The organism is Polaribacter vadi, from assembly GCF_018861005.1.
Classification (GTDB): domain Bacteria; phylum Bacteroidota; class Bacteroidia; order Flavobacteriales; family Flavobacteriaceae; genus Polaribacter; species Polaribacter vadi_A.
The window spans coordinates 1-21,644 of record NZ_JAHKQL010000034.1 but is presented as its reverse complement, the minus strand read 5'-3'; the positions used below and the strand labels follow the sequence as shown (position 1 = coordinate 21,644).

The following is a 21,644-nucleotide window of genomic DNA, read 5'->3' as shown; positions in this document are numbered from 1 at the left end:
TTATTACTTACTTTTAATTGTTTTTAACTATAAATTTTAAGTATATCACTTATTATTAGAGATTTCGAAAAAAATTGATAATTAATTTATTTTTATTAAATAAAACATCATTTAAATTATTAAAACTATACTAAGGCAATTATAAAATGGAATAAAAAAGAAAATAAGACTTCCTTTAATAGAATAACTTAAAACAATAAAACCTGAAATTACTTTAGAGTTATCTGAATATTTAAATAAAGAAAAAATGGTTCATCTATTTAATCATTCACACAAATACATTTTTTTTTCTTTTAAAAGCCACTGTGGTTCTAGGAAAAATAGTATTTATAAAAGTTGATTTTGTATTTGTAATTTTAAAGACTCTCTCTAATGTTTCTTTTGATGAATTTGACAAGTCATCTAAAATTAAACATAGCACTTGCTTTCTATTAATTCAATTACAGTGTGAGAACCAATATAACTAGTCATTTTAATTTTATTTTTCATTTTTAGAACAACAAAAGGATTAAAAAACATACTAGAACCTACTAGTTGTTTTTTATTGTAAAAACATATATCTTTGTTGTATGAAAATTGTATCACTTAAAAAAAATATTGGTGTTCCAAAATACAAACAGATTGTTGCATCTATAGAAGAAGCTATATCTAATGGGTTATTAAAAAAAGGAGACCAATTACCTTCTTTAAACGCTATAAGAGACAAACACAAACTATCTAGAGACACTGTTTTAACTGCATTTAACGAATTAAAAAACAGAGGTATTATCCATTCTATAGTTGGTAAAGGGTATTATGTTACCAGCGAAGACATTTTAGTTCAACAAAAAATATTTGTATTGTTTGATGAATTGAATTCTTTTAAAGAAGATTTATATAACTCTTTTTTAGAGAACCTTGGAGACTCTATTCAGGTTGATATTTTCTTTCACCACTTTAACCATGATGTATTTAAAAAACTCATAAATGATAGCGTAGGCAATTACTCCTATTATGTTATTATGCCTGCTAATATAAATAACACAAAAGCTATCATCAATAGTTTACCAGATGATAAAGTTTACATTTTAGATCAAGTACCTGAAGGATTAGAGAATTACCCAGCCATCTATCAAGATTTTGAAAATGACATTCAAAAAGGACTATTTACAGGTTTGCACGCCATCAGAAAATATGAAAAATTAGTTTTAGTTTTTTCAGATTACAAACAACCCAATCAATTACTAAAAGGATTTAAAAGTTTTTGTAACGATTACAAAATTAATTTTGAAGTTACTGAATCCATCTACAAGAGAGTTCCACAAAATGGGGAATTGTATCTTGTTTTTGAAGATAAAGACCTAATTAAAATTATTAAAAAAATTAAAGAACAAAAACTAGAACTAACTAAAGATATTGGAATTATTTCTTACAATGACACACTGTTAAAAGAAGTGGTTGCAGATGGTATTACAACCATTTCAACAGATTTTAATTTGATGGGTAAAACATTGGCAGATATGATTACTAATAACTCACAAACTTCTGTTGCAAATCCAAGTAAATTAATTTTTAGAAAATCAATATAATGTTTAGCATATTCAACAAAACTGAGAACAATTTACCAACCATCATTTTACAAAACGCAGACAACTCTACTTCAGCAAAAATTTCTTTACAAGAAGGAGGTAGATTACAAGAATTAAAATGTAAAAATATCTATTTAATAAAAGACATCGCAAATTTTGATTATGTAAATTCTTATTCGTCTTCGATCTTATTCCCATTTGCTAGTAGAATTGAGAATGGCTCATACAGTTTCTTAGAACAAAAATATCAACTAAAGAAAAACGACAATAATACAAGTGCATTACATGGTTTAGTCTATGATAAAAAATTTGAATTATTTGATTCTAAAACAGATAAAGACAACTGCTCAGTAACATTAAGTTATTATGAAAATAATGAAAGCGTAGGTTTTCCTTTTAAATACTTTATATCGCTTACCTATACTTTATTTGAAAATAGTTTGCAATTAAATATTACTATTAAAAATATAGACGATTCTCCTTTTCCTTTTATTTTAGGTTGGCATCCTTACTTTTTAAGTGATGATTTGTCAAATAGTTTTTTAAAGTTTAAAAGTGATAAAAAAGTAATTTTTGATGAAAACTTAATCACCAAAGAAATTGTAGAAAATACACAAGATAAACTTTTTAGAATTGAAGATAAAGAGTTAGATGACTGCTTTTTCTTAAAAGACAATAAAGTATCATTTTCAACATCAAAATACAACTTACAAATAACAAGTAGTAATAAAGAAAATTTCTTGCAATTATATACACCCAAAAACCTACCAATTATTGCTATAGAACCAATGACGGGTATTTCTAACAGCTTTAACAACCTTATAGGATTAAAGGTGTTAGAACCTCAAAAAACAGATGGTGTTACTTGGAATTTAGATATTGATATTAAATAAAAAAGATATGAGTGAAATATTAGTAAAAGAGGTAAAGCAAAAGTTTCTAAAAACTTTTAATTTAGAACCTATGTTAGTTTTTTCTCCTGGAAGAATTAATATTATTGGAGAACATACAGATTACAATGGAGGTTTTGTATTTCCTGCAGCAGTAGATAAGGGAATTGCAGCTGCAATTCAAAAAAGTGATACAGGAAGTTGTACTGCAATTGCTATGGATTTAGATAGCACAATCCATTTTGAATTAGACAAATTAAAACCATCAAAAGAAGGTAGTTGGGAAAATTATGTTTTTGGTGTGGTTGCAGAAATTCAGAATAGAAGTAAAATTATTGGTGATTTTAACATCATATTTAAAGGTAATATTCCTGGTGGTGCAGGTATGTCTTCTTCTGCAGCTTTAGAAAATTCTGTTGTTTTTGGTTTAAATGAATTGTTTGATTTAGGTTTGACTAAACATGAAATGATTTTGATATCTCAAAAAGCAGAACACAATTATGTGGGTGTAAACTGTGGAATTATGGACCAATATGCAAGTATGTTTGGCATTAAAGACCATGCATTGCATTTAGATTGTAGGACTGTAGAATCTAAACCCTACAAAATTGATTTTAAAGAACATCAACTAATGTTAATCAATACAAATGTAAAACATAGTTTGTCTGATAGTGCTTATAATGATAGACGTTCTGCTTGTGAAAGTATATCTGAATTATTAGGAGTTGAAGCTTTAAGAGATGCCACAGAAGAAGTTTTAGAAACTGTGATTGATAAAGTTACCCCTACTAATTATCAAAAAGCATTGTATGTTATTCAAGAAAATGCAAGAACAATTAAAGCTGCAAAAGCTATTGAAAACAATGATTTAGAATTATTAGGTTCTTTAATCTATCAATCTCATGCAGGTTTATCTGATCAATACAAAGTAAGTTGCGAAGAATTAGATTTTCTTGTTGCACAAGCAAAAAAAAACAAACATGTTTTAGGTGCAAGAATGATGGGTGGTGGTTTTGGTGGTTGTACTATCAACTTAATTGCAAAAACGGAAGCAAAAGTTTTTGCTGAAACAGCTTCAAAAGCTTACAAAAATAAATTTGACAAAGATTGTTCTGTGTATTTTATTGAACTTTCTGAAGGAACACATTTAGTAAAATAATCAACTAAAAATTAAAAAAAATGAGCAATACCAATCTACAAGATTATTCGCATAAGCGATTTAATATCTTAACAGCAGAATGGGTTTTAGTTTCACCTCATAGAGCAAAAAGACCTTGGCAAGGTCAAAATGAAGAAGTAAATAACGAGAAAAGACCAACATATGATGAGTCTTGTTATCTATGTGCAGGAAACACAAGAATTAACGGAGAAATAAATCCAGAATATAAAGATGTTTTTGTTTTTACCAATGATTTTGCTGCTTTACAAAACGATTCACCTACATTTAATATAAATGATGGTCTTTTAAAAGCTGAAAGTGAAACAGGTATTTGTAAAGTAATTTGCTTTAGTCCTGATCATTCAAAAAGCTTGGCAGATATGTCATCAGAAGAAATACAAAAAGTAGTTTTTGCCTGGCAAAAAGAATATACAGAATTAGCAGCAAACCCAAACATCAACTACGTACAAATTTTTGAAAATAAAGGGGCAGTAATGGGATGTAGCAACCCTCATCCTCATGGACAAATTTGGAGTCAATCTTCTTTACCCAACGAAGTTGATAAAAAAAATACACAACAATTAAATTATTTTGAAAAAAATAATAGTAGTTTGTTAGGTGATTATTTAGCACAAGAATTAGAAAAAAAAGAACGTATTATTTTTGAAAATGATGGTTTTGTTGTGCTAGTTCCTTTTTGGGCAATTTGGCCATTTGAAGCAATGATTGTTCCTAAGAGACATTTATCTAATATTTTAGAAATGATAGAAGACGAAACATTACAATATGGAGAAGCAATTGCTGTTTTAACAAAAGCTTACGATAAAATTTTTAACACTTCTTTCCCTTATTCTAGTGGAATACACCAAGCACCAACAGATGGAAATACTAATAAACATTGGCATTGGCACATGAGTTTTTATCCACCTTTATTAAGAAGCGCTTCTGTAAAGAAATTTATGGTAGGTTATGAAATGTTTGGAACTCCACAAAGAGATATTACTCCAGAACAGGCTGTAAAAATGATTAAAAATTGCTTGTAATAACATATAAAGTTAAAAAAGCTTCTCATAATGAGAAGCTTTTTTAATTTAGATAAATAAATTCTAATTATAACATTAGTCCTTAAAAATCCTTTAGTTTTTTGTTTGAAGGGATTATTTAGATAATCTTGTTACTCTAATATAAAAAGCACCCCAATCAACATTTTTATTATTTTTAAACCAAGCACTCATATTTGTTTTTCCTTTAGAAAAATTTCCTTCAAAAACAATAGCTTTAGCATCTTTTATTACTTGTCTGAATGACTAATTTACAAATAGCCCTGATAGTAAAACTACAAGTAATTATAGCATCAAAATTTATGATATAAATCTTTTAGATTATAGAATTTTGCTGATGCTAAAAGGAGAAAAAAGAAGTAAGAAATCATCTTACTAGCAAACAAATAAACCACCACATATTGGGTTAGTTTATCTTTTACTTCAAAACTTTTTTCTTCTAATCCATATTATCAATAGCTGACAGCCATCATTAATTATTCTGGAAATTAAGTCGTTTTGAATTCTCTTTTTTATCCATAATTTATAGGTTTTAAGATTAATAAAAAGACCAAGATTTTAATCTTATGCTTTTGGATTTTCTAAAACACTAAAGTAAATCCTTATTTGTTGTACCTAATAAAAAAACCTTTCAAAGAAAAACTCTGAAAGGCTTATTGTACAGGCGGAGAGACTCGAACTCTCACACCTCGCGGCACTAGATCCTAAGTCTAGCGTGTCTACCAATTCCACCACGCCTGCATTTTGGATTGCAAATATAATCAAGATTTTTAAATAGCAAACCTAGAAAGTATAAAAATGTGTTTATGTTTATTCGAAAGACAAACACTTACAATTCAGAATTTGTTCTCACCTTTCTCTCACTTACACTAAACCTTCTAATGATTAGCCTTGAAGCTTTATTATAATTTGTGTAATTATATATCCAATTAAAAAACACAATTAGCCTATTTCTAAATCCTACTAAAGCCATTAAATGAATAAACATCCAAACCAACCAAGCTAAAAATCCATTAAGTTGTAAGTTACCAATATCTGCAACAGCTTTGTTCCTTCCAATGGTTGCCATAGAACCTTTGTCTTTATATTTAAAAGACTTTAAATTAGTATCACCTTTCAATATTTTCTTAAAATTACTAGACAGATTATTTGCTTGCTGAATTGCAGGTTGAGCTACTTGTGGATGCCCATTAGGGTAATCTTCACTTTCCATTAAAGCAATGTCTCCTAAAGCAAACACATCCTCATAGCCTTTAATTTTATTGTATTTATCTACATAATAGCGTTTACTTCTTGCATTGTAACTTTCTTCAGAAAAACCTTTTATTAGGTTACCTATTACTCCTGCTGACCATATAAGCGTTCTCGTTTTAAACTCTTTACCGTCTTTGGTTTTTACAAGTGTACCATCAAAATCCGTAACTATAGTATTGGTATGTATTTGTACACCTAATTTCTTTAAAGCTTCAGCAGATTTATTGGAAGATTTTATACTCATTGGAGGCAGCACTCTATCTGCACCTTCCAAAATGTGAATTTGCATCAGTTCTGGATCTAAATCAGGAAAATCCAATGGCAGCACACTATGCTTAAATTCTGCAATGGCACCTGCTAATTCAACTCCTGTTGGCCCTGCTCCAACAATTACAAAATTTAATAAAAATTCTTTATCAGCCTTAGGAACAACTACAGTACTCTTTTCAAAATTCTGTAAAATCAAACTTCGCAAATTCAATGCCTGAGGAATAGTCTTCATTGACATCGCAAATTTTTCAATACGTTTATTACCGAAAAAATTGGTTTTTGTACCTGTATTTATAATCAAATAATCATACGTCAACTCACCAATATCAGCTATAATTGTTTTACTTTCTGGATTTATTTCTTTTACATCCGCTAATCTGAAATAGAAATTTTTTTGTCGTTTGATGAACATTCGTAATGGATAAACAATGGAATCTGGTTCAATACCACTTGTAGAAACTTGATACAGCAAGGGTTGAAATGCATGATAATTATGTTTATTAATCATTACTAATTGTACTGGAAGTTTTCTCAGTTTTTTAACAAGATTTAAACCTGCAAACCCTCCACCTATTACTACAACTCTTGGTAAATCTGATTTTTGAACATTCATGTAAATTATTCTTAAAATTGTTTGTAAATTTACAACAGTCACCATTAAAATGCACTTTGAATCTTAATATTTTTCAACTATTGGCACTTTTATAAAATATACTAGCTATCTCTTGATCATTGCCAAAAAAAAACATGAAAAATTAATATCTTCACACTATTGATGTCAAAAATAAAAACACTTTAAAAATTTATGGATTCTATAAAAAACTATATTAAAGAACATAAAAATCGCTTTTTAACCGAACTTATTCAACTTTTAAAAATTCCATCTATTAGTGCAGATGCTTCTTATCATAAAGAAATCTTACTTTCTGCCGATTTTATTAAAAACAGTTTAGAAAAAGCAGGTTGTGATAAAGTAGAATTATGCGACACCCCAGGAAATCCAATTATTTATGGTGAAAAAATTATTGATGCAAGTTTACCCACAGTTTTAGTATATGGTCATTATGATGTACAACCTGCAGATCCTATAGAACTATGGACTTCACCTCCTTTTGAACCTGTTATCAAAAAAACGGAAATTCATCCAGAAGGTGCCATTTTTGCACGTGGTTCTTGTGATGATAAAGGACAAATGTATATGCATGTTAAAGCTTTAGAATACATGACATCAACAGGAAATTTGCCTTGTAACGTAAAATTTATGATTGAAGGTGAAGAAGAAGTTGGTTCAGAAAGTTTAGCTTGGTTTGTACCAAGAAACAAAAAAAAATTAGCCAATGATGTTATTTTAATTTCTGATACAGGAATGATTGCAAACGATATTCCGTCCATAACAACTGGTTTACGTGGATTGAGTTATGTAGAAGTTGAAGTTACTGGTCCAAATAGAGATTTACATTCTGGTTTATATGGAGGAGCAGTTGCAAATCCTATCAACATTTTAACCAAAATGATTGCTTCTTTACATGATGAAAATAATCATATTACAATTCCTGGTTTTTATGATAATGTAGAAGAACTATCAACTGAAGAAAGAGCAGAAATGGCAAAAGCACCTTTTTCTTTAGATGATTATAAAGATGCTTTAAAAATAGATGATGTTTATGGAGAAAAAGATTTTTCTACAAACGAACGTAATGCAATAAGACCTACTTTAGATGTTAATGGAATTTGGGGAGGTTATACTGGTGAAGGTGCAAAAACAGTAATTGCAAGTAAAGCTTTTGCAAAAATTTCTATGCGTTTAGTTCCTAATCAAGATTGGAGAGAAATTACGGAATTATTCAAAAATCATTTTGAAAGTATTGCTCCAAAATCAGTAAAAGTAGTTGTAAAACCTCATCATGGAGGCCAAGGTTATGTAACTCCAACAAATAATATTGCTTATAAAGCAGCAAGCCAAGCTTATGAAACAACTTTTGGTAAAACTCCAATTCCTCAAAGAAGTGGAGGAAGTATACCAATTGTAGCCTTATTTGAAAAAGAACTTAATAGTAAAACTATATTAATGGGCTTTGGGTTAAATTCAGATGCCATTCATTCTCCTAACGAACATTTTGGAGTTTGGAATTACTTAAAGGGCATTGAAACTATTCCATATTTTTATACTAATTTCACTAAGCTTTACTAATAATTATTATCTTTGACGCAATTTAACAAGTTATTTTATCTCTTTAACGATAAAATAAAACAGTTGATAAGATAAAATTCCCCAAAATCATTAATAGTATTAATTTTGTCATTAATCAAGTAACTGAAAAAAAATAATAAATAAACAAAAATAAGATGAAGAAAATTTACTTTGGGGCAGTATTTACATTATTGTCTTTTTTAACTCAAGCACAAGAAGATTTCGACCACTGGTCTATAGATATTGGAGGTGGATTACATCAAATTGGTTCAACTATATCTCCAGGTTATTCTGCAAATATTTTAGGGCAAGGAAGTATGGGGTATAGATATATGTTCAATGAAAAATTTGGTGTACGTTTAGACTTAGGTTACAATAGCTTTAGTGCAAACGAAAACAGTACTGCAGATTTTAAATCTAATTATTACAGAGCTTCTTTAGAAGGTGTTGTAAATTTAGGTAACCTTTTAAATTTTAAATCGTTTACTAATCGTTTTAATCTTTTAGCACATATTGGTGCAGGTGCAGCTTCTTTAAATGTTACAGAACCAACAGATAATGGTGGAGACTTAATGTATGTAATGAATTTGGGGTTAACACCACAAATTAAATTAACAGATAGGTTTTCATTATTTTTAGATATCAATTCTTTAATTCATTTTCATCAAGAAGATAATTTTGATGGTGGGGCTAATACAAGTTCAAGAGAATCTAATATTAGTTTAATGAATACTTCTATAGGTCTAAATATTGCTTTAGGTAAAAACAAGCAATCTGCTGATTTCTGGAATGAAGAATTAGATGAAGAAGTAATGGATAGCGAACTAGTTACATTAAAAAAGCGTTTAGATTCAGCTGAGAAAGAAATTGCAATCTTAAAAACAAAAGGATCTGGTCCTAATAAAGAACTTATTATGACAGAACTTGATGAAAGATATGTTAAAAAGAACGAAATTAATAAATATGCAAATGTTGTTAGTGGTTCTAATGTAGATTTTATCAAAAACTTACTAAACAGCGGTTATATTAATGTATATTTTGATACAAACAAAACTAAAATTCAGGATGGTTCATTAAACTCAGTAAATTATTTAAAACAATTTATGCTAGATAACCCTTATGTAAATGCAGAATTAATTGGTTATGCTGATGAAACTGGAACTGCTGAAAGAAACAAAACACTTTCTCAAAATAGAGCAAAAATGGTATTTGACGTTTTAGTAGCTGCAGGAATAAACCCAACAAGACTTTCTTATTTTGGTGGTGGAGAAGATACATCTGTTGCAAAAGACGCAAGACAATTAGCTAGAAAAGTTACTTTTAAAATTAAATAAATTTTAAATTTTATCATATTTTAAAAAGCATCAACATTAATTTGTTGATGCTTTTTATTTTTTAACAAATCCTAAGCTTTCTTAAAGTTATTATTTTAAAATATAAGCTTTGGTTATATAATCTACTTTAGGAAACTTTTCTCTTAAAAACTTATTCCCAAATTTGTTTATAGAATCTTGTTTACGGCCTAATTTATCTCCATAACCATCGTAAAACTCTAAAATATTTTCTTGACCAGAAATTACTTTTGCAATTACAGGAAAACCAGTTACTCCAGAATAAGCCAATTTATCTAATCTATGATTTTCTTTTAGGTTGATAAATATTTGATTAGATCTAGAATTTACTCCTCCTCTAGCAAAAGAAATAGTCATAGAATCATTTTTCTGAACTACAGGCTCATCTATAATTTTTCTACTTTGCCAAGCTTTATTTATTAGAGTATCATTATGTAAACCAAATTGAGCTACAAAATTTGGTACAACTCTAAAAATAGCCATATCTTCATAATAATCATTTTTTATTAGTTGATACAATCTATCCACTCCATTTGGAGACCATTCTCTTTTTGCTTCAATCTCAAAATTACCTTTTGTAGTTTCAAATCTTGCTTTAAAACTAGCAGGAGCTTCTTTTTTTAACCATTTTTCATTAAACTTTTTTGCTGCACAAGAATACATTATAAGTATCGATACTAATAGTAAAATTCGTTTCATTCTATTTTTTTTATAAAACCAAAGGTATAAAAAGTAAAAACTATTTTAACTCTACGTTTGTAGAATTAAAATTTTTATTCTATGTTTGTAGAGTAAAAATATTTGAAGGATGCAATTATCAAAAACAGAAGAACAATTAATGCAATATTTATGGAAGCGTAAAAAGGCATTTTTAAAAGATTTATTAGAAGATTTTCCTGAGCCAAAACCAGCGACTACAACTGTTGCAACCCTTTTAAAAAGAATTAAAGACAAAGGTTTTATAGATTATAAATTATTCGGAAAATCTAGGGAATATTACCCAATCATAAAAAAGACAGATTATTTTTCGAAACACGTAAATAGTCTAATCAAAAACTTCTTCAATGATTCTGCAAGTCAATTTGCATCGTTTTTTACTAAAGAAACAAATTTATCAACTGATGAATTAGAAGAATTAAAAAAGGTAATAGATTCTCAAATAAAAAAACAACAAAAATGATTGCATATCTTTTAAAATCAGCAACTTGTTTAGCATTACTTCTTGCATTCTATTACTTAGTTTTAGAAAGAGAGAAAATGCATAATTTTAATCGATTCTATTTAATAGGTAGTATATTCTTTTCATTTTTAGCTCCTTTATATATTATTTATGTTGATGCTACTCCTATCATTATTGAGAATGTTTCAGCCGGAAATATAACTTACGATATTGAAAATATCTCATCAGAAATTATTATTGAGAACCCTATTGATTACAAATCAATTTTAGTCACCATTTATTTTATAATATCATCAATATTAGGCATTCGCTTGGGTAAAAATCTATTCAACATAATTAATAAAACAAGAAAAAAGACAGCAATTCCTTATCAAAAAGCAATTTTAATTTTAGTTGATGATAAAATATTACCTCATACTTTTTGGAACTATATTTTCATCAATAAAAATGATTACGAAAACAAAAAGGTTGAAAAAGAACTTTTTACACACGAGCTAACACACGTTACACAAAAACACACACTAGATATATTACTCTTAGAATTATTACAAGCCATTTTTTGGATAAACCCTTTCTTTATTTTATTAAAAAAAGCGGTGCAACTTAACCACGAATTTTTGGCAGATGAGAGTGTAATTCATCAACATAAAAACACAATCCAATATCAGCATTTATTAGTAAATAAAGCTGCTTGGAAAAACGAATATTACTTGGCCAGTAATTTGAATTATTCACTTACTAAAAAAAGATTAAAAATGATGACCACACAAAGTTCGCACACAAAAATCTTGTTAAAAAAACTGGCGGTAATTCCGTTATTAGCAGGATTTGTTTACCTCTTTGCAGAAAGAGTTGAAGCGCAAGAAGTACAAGAAATTGAAGAAAACCCAATAGAGACTATTGAAGAACAACTTAATTCAAAAGAAGGATACCCTATTAAAACAGGGTTTATAGAAATTAAAAACAACAAATATTTTTATGTAGATGTAAATAAATCTATTAAATATTATAATAAAAATGGAATATTGAGTGATAAAAATGGTAAAACATTATCAAATAAAAAAGCAAATGCAAGTGAAGTTCTACCAGATAATTACATAACAAAAACATACTTAAATAATAAAGTATTCTGTGAGTTTCTAGATGATAAACCAAGTGAAAAAGCAAAATGGCAAAAATTATCTGATGTAGATACTATACAAATTATTGAAGTTATAGAAGAAAAGAAGCCAAAAGAAATTGAAATAAAAGAGCAAAAAAAGAAATATAATTCTCCAAGCAGTATTGGTTCTCAACAAAGTTTTAAAGATATTAAGTTAGCGGATGTTAAAAAACTATATGCAAAAATAAATTCAACAAGTAATCTTTATAACAGAAAAAATAAATATTACGAAGAATTACGTTTAGAAAAACCACATTTTGTAAAAAGTACTAAAGAAAGACAAAAACAATTAGAAAAATTATTTTCTGAATTAGGGAGTTTGTACTTTAAATTATCAAAAGAAAATAAAGAAAAAGCTAAAAGACCTATTCATCCCTATGATCCTTATTTAAAATTAAGGAAAAATAATAAAGTTTTTTATAAGTTAAGATCAGAATTAACAGAAGAAGATAAATTATTAATTCCACCTCCACCATCAGTTCCTAATGCATCTGAAGAAGAAATTTTAAGAGCAAAAAAAGCTTACAAAGAGTGGAAAAAAAGAACTGGAAATGACTTTGCTCCTCCACCTCCACCAAATAATCATTTAGACCAAGTGATTGAAATGGCTAAAAAGGGAGCCGTATTTTATTATGAAAAAGAGCCTATAAATTCTGATAAAGCAATAGCCTTATTAAAAAAGAATAAAAATTTAACCATTCACTCAGAAAGCACTAATAACAGTAATTATAAAGTTTGGATTTCAAATACATCTCTAAAAAATAAACCATTAGATAAAGAGACTGTAAGTATTCACAACAGTACAAATAAAGTAGTGAAAACAAAATTTTCTATCATTCTAGAAAAAGATCAAGAACAAATTAAAATGATTTGTAAAAAAGGGTGTGAATGGAAAGAATTGAATTTTGATTTAAAATTAAACACTCCTCAAATTGTAAATAAATATGGTTTAAACAAAGTGAATCAAAGAAATAAAGATGATTCTTTTTACTTTGTTTTACTACAAGATGAGGATATTTTTGATATGAAAAGTACTAAAAACACTAAATGGAAAGGTTTAAGTGGATCTTCTAATGAAAAAATGAAACTATTAGTTAATGAATATAAAGTAAAATATATAATTAAATAAACAGTTTATAAGCCTCGAAAAATCGAGGCTTTTTTTATGTAACAAATTCGTTTTTAAAACGTTGTATTTATACATTTAAATACAAAAACCTTGCTTAAAAATTTCTTTCTTACTTGTTCTGGTGTTGATAAAAACTTAATTAACGAATGTTCTAATGGCGAACAAAATAAATATGTTGGCATTGGTGCTACAGTATTTTTTACTGCAATTATGGCAACTATTGCAGGTTCGTATGCTTTATACACTGTTTTCGATAATTTGTATAGCGCTATTTTCTTCGGATTAATTTGGGGATTATTAATCTTTAATTTAGATCGATTTATAGTCTCTACTATTAAAAAAACAGATTCTAAATGGAAAGAATTTGCACAAGCAACTCCTAGAATAATTTTGGCAATTATTATTGCAACTGTTATTTCGAAACCTTTAGAATTAAAATTGTTCGAAAAAGAAATCAATCAGGTTTTGTTAACGGAAAAAAACCAAATGACTTTGGATAACAAATCTCAAATTGCACAACAATTTACACCAGAGATTGATAAAATAAACGCTGAAATTGAAGTGCTTCAACAAGAAATTATTAGTAAAGAAAATGAAACCAATAATTTGTACGAAATTTATATTTCTGAAGCAGAAGGCACAACAGGAACAAAAAAATTAGGTAAAGGCCCTGTTTACAAAGAAAAAAGAGCAAAACACGATGCTTCTTTATTGGCTTTAAAAGAATTGAAAAAAGAAAACTCAGCTAAAATTGAACAAAAAGAAAATGCAATTTCTACTTTAATTGATAATCAAAAGTTGGCAGAAACAAAATCGCAACCCATAATTTCAAATTTTGATGGATTAATGGCAAGAATTAATGCTTTAGGTGAGTTACCATTCTTTACATCGTTCTTTATCTTCTTGCTGTTTTTGGCCATTGAAACATCGCCTATTATTGCAAAATTATTAGCGCCAAAAGGTGAATATGATTTTAAACTCGAAGAAAAATTATCTGCTGTTAAAACTTGGGCAACTCAACAAATGCAACAAAGAGAAAAAATGTTAAATGCTGATATTACTATAGATAATAAAGTGTATAAAGATATAACTGCTGATGAAGAATTGTACAACTACAAACAAAAAATGGCAAGAGAGTTAATGAAATTACAGGCAGATTCGTTTTATAAAAAACAACAGAAAATGTTATAAAAAATAGTATTCTTCTTTAAGATTCGAATAACCTTAAAAACTTCAATAACACATCAAACAAGTTTAGCCCAGATTGAATGGCTTGTTTGAGCTCTTTTTGTTTTTACAAAAAAGCGAGTAATGAAAGCTGGAAATAGCTACAAATAAAAAAAAATATAAAAGTCTCGTTTCTAAAAGAGAATAAAAAACGTGTAAAAACAAAAAAAGCGTCCCTTTATAGGGAAGCTTTCCATTGGTTAACAAAACCACGACACTTTTACTAAAGTGCCAAAACAACACAACTAAATGTTACTTTAACAAAAAGCAACATGCAAATATACACTGTTTTTAATTATCAAGAAATAATTATCTGTTTTTTTACAATTTTCTCAATTGTCTATTTACTCATAGATTGTATCTTTGTTGCCTTTATTTAACACTAGAATTATAAGCAAATGCAATTATCAGAACAAGAAGTTGTACGTAGAGAGAAACTCGCAAAATTAAGAGATTTGGGTATAAACCCTTATCCAGCAGATTTATTTCCAATAAATTCAAATTCGAAGGAAATAAAACAGGAGTTTACTGAAGAAAAACAGGTAATTATTGCTGGTAGACTAATGTCTAGAAGAATACAAGGTAAAGCGTCTTTTGCTGAATTACAAGATGGTGAAGGTAGAATACAAGTGTATTTTAATCGTGATGAAATCTGTAAAGGTGAAGACAAAACGTTGTACAATGACGTTTATAAAAAATTACTAGATATTGGTGATTTTATAGGTATTGAAGGTACGTTATTTACTACAAAAGTTGGTGAAAAAACAGTAATGGTTAACAATTTTAAATTGCTTTCTAAGGCTTTAAAACCACTACCATTACCAAAAGTAGATGCAGAAGGTAACACTTTTGATGCTTTTAACGATCCTGAAATGCGTTACAGACAACGTTATGCAGATTTAGTGGTAAATCCGCATGTAAAAGAAGTATTTGTAAAAAGAACAAAGTTGTTTAATGCAATGCGTTCTTTCTTTAATGATGCTGGTTATTTTGAAGTTGAAACTCCTGTTTTACAACCAATTCCTGGTGGTGCAGCAGCAAGACCTTTTATAACACATCATAATTCTTTAGACATACCTCTTTATATGAGAATTGCTAACGAATTGTATTTAAAAAGACTAATTGTTGGTGGTTTTGATGGTGTTTATGAATTCTCTAAAAACTTTAGAAATGAAGGAATGGACAGAACTCATAATCCAGAATTTACAGCCATGGAAATCTATGTTTCTTACAAAGATTACAACTGGATGATGGATTTCTGTGAGCAACTTTTAGAGCATTGTGCAATTGCTGTTAATGGAACTTCTGAAGCTACTTTTGGTGAGCACAAAATAGACTTTAAAGCGCCTTATGCTAGAGTTACTATGGCAGATTCTATTAAACATTTTACTGGTTTTGACATTACAGGAAAAACAGAAGATGAAATTAGAACAGCTGCTAAAAGCATGAATATTCCTGTGGATGAAACAATGGGGAAAGGAAAATTAATTGATGAAATTTTTGGTGAAAAATGTGAAGGAAACTACATACAGCCAACTTTTATTACAGATTACCCAAAAGAAATGTCTCCGCTTTGTAAAGAACACAGAGACAATCCAGAATTAACAGAGCGTTTTGAATTAATGGTTTGTGGTAAAGAAATTGCAAATGCATATTCTGAATTAAATGACCCAATTGACCAACGTGAGCGTTTTGAACATCAACTAAAATTAGCAGCAAAAGGAGATGATGAAGCAACAGAATTTATTGATCAAGATTTTTTACGTGCTTTAGAATACGGAATGCCACCAACTTCTGGAATGGGAATTGGAATGGATAGATTAATAATGTTTTTAACAAATAACCAATCTATACAAGAAGTGTTATTTTTTCCGCAAATGAGACCTGAGAAAAAAGCTCCTTCTATAGAACTGAATGATGAGGAAAAAGCAGTTTTAGCCATTATTACAAAAGCAGAAAAAATAGAATTAGTTGCATTAAAAACACAATCTGGTTTATCTAACAAAAAGTGGGATAAAACCATTAAAGGCTTAACTAAAAAAGATGTTGCAAAGGTTTCTAAAACTGATGAAGGTTTGTTTGTAGAAATTGTGTAACAATTACAAATTCTGATTTTTTTTTCAGAATCTATAAAATATTAAGAAGGGATTACAGCAATGTAGTTCCTTTTTTTGATTTCTTATTTGTTGTTTCTTAACAAATATTCTAATACGTTTGCAAGTACTAATTCTATAAATAATCAATGGAAAATTATAAAGAAGTAATTGAATGTGTTTATAATGATTTAAAAAACATAAACGATACAGGTAAAGTAGCAGATTATATACCAGAATTGGCGTTTGTAGATTCTAATAATTTTGGAATTAGTATAACTACAATTGATAAACAAAACTTTGGAGTTGGAGATTTTGAAAAAAAATTTTCTATACAAAGTGTATCTAAAATTCTTTCATTAACCTTAGCGTATAAATTTGAAGGCGCAAAATTATGGGACAGAGTAGATGTAGAACCTTCTGGAAATCCGTTTAATTCTCTTTTGCAATTAGAAGCCGATTTTGGGAAACCTAGAAACCCATTTATAAATGCAGGAGCCATTGTTATTTGTGATGTTTTAGTTAGTCATTTAAAAAATCCGAAGAAAGAATTTTTAGAATTTTGCAGAGAAATCTCAAACAATCAAAACATTAATTACAATGAAAAAGTTGCTGAATCTGAAAAAACATCTGGTTTTAGAAACGTCGCTTTATGTAATTTTATTAAATCTTTTGGCAATATTAAAAATGATGTAGATGATGTTTTAGATTTCTATTTTCATATTTGCTCTATAGAAATGACTTGTAAAGAGCTCTCAGAAATTTTCCTTTTTTTAACTGATGACCAGTATACAAACAAAAAAGGAGAAAGTATACTTACTGAAAGCCAGGCAAAAAGAATAAATGCAATAATGCTTACTTGTGGTTTTTACGATGAATCTGGTGAGTTTGCCTTTAGAGTTGGTTTACCAGGTAAAAGTGGTGTTGGTGGTGGTATTGTTGCCATTCATCCTGATGAATATTGCATTACAGTTTGGAGCCCAAAATTAAATAAAAAAGGGAATTCTTATAAAGGAATGCTATTTTTAGAAAAATTTACTACTAAAACAGCTTCTTCTATTTTTTAAAAAACTAAAATTCAATTATTTAAAGTTAAAATAATTTTATTTTTATCTTTGGTTTATGAATTGTAAAAACTGCCAAAATCCTTTAAAAGAAAATGCACATTTTTGTGAAAATTGTGGAGCTAAAGTAGTTGTAGATAAAATTACTTTTAAAAATCTGTTTTTAGATTTTTTTATAAATGTTTTCGGTTTTGATAGTACTTTTTTTCTAACAATGAGAACTATTTTAATTACTCCTGAAAAAATTCTAAAGGAATATTTAGGTGGAGTTCGCAAACGCTATATGAATCCGTTTGCATTTTTAGCAGTTTCTGCTGGTATTTCTCTTTTAGTTTTCAATTATTTTGCTGATGATTTTATTGCTATCAATAAATCTGTAAACACAAGTCAATTAATTCAACTAGAAAAAGACACCAAAATTGACACTTCTAAAATGATAGATCTGTCTGAAAAAGAAAAAAGCAAATTAGAAAGAAGAAAAAAAACTGCAGAAATGCAATTGAAGTTGAATGATGGTATAATGCAATTTATGCTTCGTTATTTAAATCTTTTAACTTTTGTATTTTTATTTATACTTGCTGTTTTAAGTAAATGGACCTTTTGGAAACCTTATAATTATGGTGAACATTTAGTGATTAATGCTTACATATATGGTTTTGCTAATTATTTAACTTTAATCTTATTTTTCTTAGCAATTGCCTTTTATCCTTCTATATACTTTTACAGTACTTTACTTTATATACTATTTTATATCTATGCTTTTGGTAGATTTTTTAAAGTGTCTATTTGGAAAAACTTTCTAAGAACACTAAAGTTTTTATTTGGTTTAGCAGTTGTTTGTTTAATACTATTTATAATTACTACTATTATAGTTTTGCTTTTGAGTGTTATGGGAGTTATAGATTTTGCTGTTTAATTCGCTTTATACTTCATACCTAAATGCACCACTTTTTTAGTTTCAAAAAATGGTTCATCAAAATAATTAGGCAAATCGTAAATGGTTGCAGAAGTATATAGTTTTAATTCTTCTGATAAATCACCACCTTTTAAATATAGAATTCCGTTTTTTAAATCGTGGTTTTGCTTTTTGGCAATTTTACCTTTATTCCACCTTACAAAAGTTTCCATTTGGGCAACTGCTCTACTCACTATAAAATCGTAAGTATCTTTTACCTCTTCTACTCTACCATGTGTTGTTTTTACATTTTCTAATCCTAAACCTGCCACAACTTCATCTACCACTTTTATTTTTTTACCAATAGAATCTACTAAATGAAACTGTGTTTCTGGAAACAAAATTGCCAAAGGAATACCTGGAAAACCACCACCTGTACCAACATCCATTACTTTTGCTCCTGGTTTAAATTGCATCACTTTAGCAATCCCTAAAGAATGTAAAACGTGTCTTAAATACAACTCATCTATATCTTTTCTAGAAACTACGTTTATTTTCAAGTTCCAATCTTCATATAAATCTTGTAATTTAGAAAATTGCTTAATTTGATTTTCAGATAAATCTTTAAAATATTTGTGTATAATTTCCATGAATAATAAAATTTGTAATGCAAAAATAGTTATTTGTTACTTACAATTCTTTACAAAAGCTGACGTTTATCATATACAGCAATGTAAAATATCTTATTTTTGCTAACTTTAATAAATATATGAATACAATAAAATTTTCTAGAGTAGATAAAGCTAAGTTTTTTAGAACTCTAAATAAAAGAGTAAATACTTACTTTAAAGAAAATAATATAAAAAGAACAGGAAACTGGAAACTATATACAAAAGCAATTGTAATGTTTTCTTTATTTTTAATTCCTTTTATATTAATACTAACAGTTTCTATGCCTCAATGGGTTATGGCACTTTTAATGGTAATTACTGGTGTTGGAATGGCTGGTGTTGGTATGAATGTAATGCATGATGCTAATCATGAATCTTTTTCTAAAAGAAAATGGGTTAATAAATTAATGGGTAGCAGCATTTATATTTTAGCTGGTAATGTTTATAATTGGAAAGTACAACACAATGTTTTACATCATACTTTTACTAATGTAGAAGGCCATGATGAAGATATAGATGCTGGTAGAATTATCCGTTTTTCATTACATTCTAAATGGTTCAAAATTCATAAAATTCAGAAATATTATTCTATATTTTTATACGGATTACTAACTATTAATTGGGCAATAACTACAGATATAAAACAAATGCGTAGTTATTTAAAACGTAAATTATCTTATGGTAAGTTTCCTAATCCAAAAGTAGAATGGACTAAATTAGTGATTTCTAAAATTGCATACTATGCACTTTGGATAGTTTTACCAATCTTGGTTTTAGACATTGCTTGGTGGAAAGTTTTAATAGGCTTTTTTGTAATGCACTATACTGCAGGTATGATTTTAAGTTTGGTTTTTCAATTAGCACACATTGTACCTAATACAGAAATGCCTCTTCCTGATGAAAATGGAAATTTAGAACACACTTGGGCAGTCCATCAATTATACACCACAAGTAACTTTGCACCAAGCAATTGGCTAGTAAATTTTTATACTGGAGGCTTAAATCATCAAGTTGAACATCATATTTTTCCACACATTTCTCATGTACATTATAGTAAATTAGCTAAAATTGTAAAAGAAACAGCTAATGAATTTAATTTGCCCTATAATGAATATCAAACAATGAGAAAAGCTATTATAGAGCACTTTAAACACTTAGGTGTTTTAGGACAAGAACCTGAATTAGCGTAAACAAAATTTCAACAATTTACATTTAAAATGACACATCCATTATCGGACAGAATTAACAGCTTGCCAGCGTCTCAGACATTAGCAATGGCTGCTAAAGCAAGAGAATTAAGAGCAGAAGGAAAAGATATTATTGGTTTAAGTTTAGGAGAACCTGACTTTAACACACCAGATTTTATTAAAGATGCTGCTATTGATGCTATTAATGAAAACTATAATTCTTATACACCTGTAGATGGTTATGGAGAATTAAAAGAAGCAATTTGTACAAAATTTAAACGAGACAACGATTTAGATTACAAACCAAGTCAAATTGTAGTATCTACAGGAGCTAAACAATCTATTGCAAATATTGCACAAGTTTTATTAAACCCTGGAGATGAAGTTTTATTACCTGCACCTTATTGGGTTAGTTATTCTGCAATTGCAACTTTATGTGAAGCTTCTTTTGTAGAAATACCTTCTTCTATTGATACTGATTTTAAAATTACACCAGAACAATTAGAAGCTGCTATTACTCCTAAATCTAAAATGATTTTCTTTAACTCACCAAACAACCCTAGTGGAACTATTTATAGTGAAGCTGAGTACAGAGCATTGGCTGCAGTTTTAGAAAAATATCCGCAGATTTATGTTTTATCTGATGAAATTTACGAACATATTAACTACGACACAAAACCTTTTAGTTTTGCAGCTATAGAAAGTATGTACGATAGAACTATAACTGTAAATGGTTTAGCTAAAGCATTTGCAATGACTGGTTGGAGAATTGGTTATATTGGCGCTCCAGAATGGATTGCTAAGGCGTGTACAAAAATGCAAGGGCAAATAACTTCTGGTACAAACTGTATTGCACAAAGGGCTGCAATTACTGCTGTATTAGCTCCAATAAATAAAATTCAATATATGGTAGACGAGTTTAAAACTCGTAGAGATATTATTATTGGCTTATTAAGAGAAATAGAAGGATTTAAAGTAAATGTACCTGAAGGTGCTTTTTATGTTTTTCCTGATGTTTCTGCATTTTTTGGTAAAACTATTGATGGCGTAAAAATTGAAACTGCCAGCGATTTTTCTTTATTTATTTTAGAAAAAGCTAATGTTGCCACTGTAACTGGTGATGCTTTTGGTGCACCAGATTGTATTAGAATTTCTTATGCAGCTTCTGAATTACAAATTAGAGAAGCAGTTAAGAGAATTAAAGAGGCTTTAAGTTAGTCTTAAACCTAAATAATTTTCGCATATTAAAAATAAAAATCCATCTAAAAAGATAGTCATGGTCGGAAGAAAT

The 21,644-nt window shown here is 28.5% G+C and carries 17 protein-coding genes and 1 tRNA gene; 14 read left to right on the top strand and 4 right to left on the bottom strand.

Annotation, left to right across the window (positions count from 1 at the left end; genetic code table 11):
• Positions 1-569: 569 nt before the first annotated feature.
• The 4 genes from KO506_RS15075 to KO506_RS15060 are packed head-to-tail and all read left to right on the top strand — an operon-like array spanning position 570 to position 4,660.
• Entirely contained in the window at positions 570-1,568 is a 999-nt protein-coding gene (locus tag KO506_RS15075) for a GntR family transcriptional regulator (protein WP_215995757.1), read from the top strand.
• Positions 1,568-2,461 carry an aldose 1-epimerase gene (locus KO506_RS15070; RefSeq protein WP_215995756.1) on the top strand — a complete coding sequence of 298 codons (894 nt, stop codon included), beginning with the start codon at positions 1,568-1,570 and terminating at the stop codon, positions 2,459-2,461. The genes KO506_RS15075 and KO506_RS15070 overlap by 1 nt, the downstream gene beginning before the upstream one ends.
• Positions 2,462-2,468: 7 nt before the next feature.
• Positions 2,469-3,617: a galactokinase gene (galK, locus tag KO506_RS15065; protein ID WP_215995755.1), complete on the top strand. Its 1,149-nt coding sequence runs from the start codon at positions 2,469-2,471 to the stop codon at positions 3,615-3,617.
• 20 nt (positions 3,618-3,637) lie between these two features.
• Positions 3,638-4,660 carry a UDP-glucose--hexose-1-phosphate uridylyltransferase gene (locus KO506_RS15060; RefSeq protein ID WP_215995754.1) on the top strand — a complete coding sequence of 341 codons (1,023 nt, stop codon included), beginning with the start codon at positions 3,638-3,640 and terminating at the stop codon, positions 4,658-4,660.
• A 677-nt stretch (positions 4,661-5,337) separates the two neighbouring features.
• Here the strand turns inward: KO506_RS15060 and KO506_RS15055 are convergent.
• Both KO506_RS15055 and KO506_RS15050 read right to left on the bottom strand, forming a co-directional pair.
• Positions 5,338-5,419, bottom strand: a tRNA-Leu gene (locus tag KO506_RS15055).
• 88 nt (positions 5,420-5,507) lie between these two features.
• Positions 5,508-6,815 (bottom strand): NAD(P)/FAD-dependent oxidoreductase, encoded by a 1,308-nt coding sequence (locus KO506_RS15050; RefSeq protein WP_215995753.1) that lies wholly within the window; start codon positions 6,813-6,815, stop codon positions 5,508-5,510.
• Between the two features lie 192 nt (positions 6,816-7,007).
• Here KO506_RS15050 and KO506_RS15045 point away from each other — a divergent pair, with 192 nt between their 5' ends.
• Both KO506_RS15045 and KO506_RS15040 read left to right on the top strand, forming a co-directional pair.
• Entirely contained in the window at positions 7,008-8,393 is a 1,386-nt protein-coding gene (locus KO506_RS15045) for a dipeptidase (RefSeq protein WP_215995752.1), read from the top strand.
• A gap of 155 nt (positions 8,394-8,548) precedes the next feature.
• Positions 8,549-9,727 (top strand): OmpA family protein, encoded by a 1,179-nt coding sequence (locus KO506_RS15040; protein ID WP_215995751.1) that lies wholly within the window; start codon positions 8,549-8,551, stop codon positions 9,725-9,727.
• Positions 9,728-9,817: 90 nt separating this feature from the next.
• On the opposite strand, the gene KO506_RS15035 is transcribed toward KO506_RS15040, so the two are convergent.
• The gene (locus tag KO506_RS15035) at positions 9,818-10,444 is read right to left on the bottom strand and encodes a peptidylprolyl isomerase (protein ID WP_215995750.1); all 627 of its coding nucleotides are present in this window, start codon (positions 10,442-10,444) and stop codon (positions 9,818-9,820) included.
• Positions 10,445-10,553: 109 nt separating this feature from the next.
• Here KO506_RS15035 and KO506_RS15030 point away from each other — a divergent pair, with 109 nt between their 5' ends.
• The 6 genes from KO506_RS15030 (at position 10,554) to KO506_RS15005 (ending at position 18,516) form a co-directional block, all read left to right on the top strand.
• Positions 10,554-10,925, top strand: a complete 372-nt coding sequence (locus tag KO506_RS15030) for a BlaI/MecI/CopY family transcriptional regulator (protein WP_215995749.1) — start codon at positions 10,554-10,556, stop codon at positions 10,923-10,925.
• On the top strand, positions 10,922-13,216 hold the full coding sequence (locus tag KO506_RS15025) for a M56 family metallopeptidase (RefSeq protein WP_215995748.1): 2,295 nt from the start codon (positions 10,922-10,924) through the stop codon (positions 13,214-13,216). The genes KO506_RS15030 and KO506_RS15025 overlap by 4 nt, the downstream gene beginning before the upstream one ends.
• Before the next feature lie 90 nt (positions 13,217-13,306).
• Entirely contained in the window at positions 13,307-14,407 is a 1,101-nt protein-coding gene (locus KO506_RS15020) for a DUF4407 domain-containing protein (RefSeq protein ID WP_215995747.1), read from the top strand.
• 434 nt (positions 14,408-14,841) lie between these two features.
• Positions 14,842-16,539: a lysine--tRNA ligase gene (gene lysS, locus KO506_RS15015; RefSeq protein WP_215995746.1), complete on the top strand. Its 1,698-nt coding sequence runs from the start codon at positions 14,842-14,844 to the stop codon at positions 16,537-16,539.
• Between the two features lie 146 nt (positions 16,540-16,685).
• Positions 16,686-17,603, top strand: a complete 918-nt coding sequence (locus KO506_RS15010; RefSeq protein WP_215995745.1) for a glutaminase — start codon at positions 16,686-16,688, stop codon at positions 17,601-17,603.
• A 55-nt stretch (positions 17,604-17,658) separates the two neighbouring features.
• On the top strand, positions 17,659-18,516 hold the full coding sequence (locus KO506_RS15005) for a DUF3667 domain-containing protein (protein ID WP_215995744.1): 858 nt from the start codon (positions 17,659-17,661) through the stop codon (positions 18,514-18,516).
• On the opposite strand, the gene rsmG is transcribed toward KO506_RS15005, so the two are convergent.
• Positions 18,513-19,145 (bottom strand): 16S rRNA (guanine(527)-N(7))-methyltransferase RsmG, encoded by a 633-nt coding sequence (gene rsmG, locus KO506_RS15000; RefSeq protein ID WP_215995743.1) that lies wholly within the window; start codon positions 19,143-19,145, stop codon positions 18,513-18,515. The genes KO506_RS15005 and rsmG overlap by 4 nt on opposite strands.
• A 119-nt stretch (positions 19,146-19,264) precedes the next feature.
• On the opposite strand from rsmG, the gene KO506_RS14995 reads away from it, so the two are divergent.
• Complete coding sequence (locus KO506_RS14995; RefSeq protein WP_215995742.1) at positions 19,265-20,356, top strand: fatty acid desaturase family protein; 1,092 nt, start codon at positions 19,265-19,267, stop codon at positions 20,354-20,356.
• Positions 20,357-20,383: 27 nt separating this feature from the next.
• Positions 20,384-21,571: a pyridoxal phosphate-dependent aminotransferase gene (locus KO506_RS14990; protein ID WP_215995741.1), complete on the top strand. Its 1,188-nt coding sequence runs from the start codon at positions 20,384-20,386 to the stop codon at positions 21,569-21,571.
• Positions 21,572-21,644 lie beyond the last annotated feature (73 nt).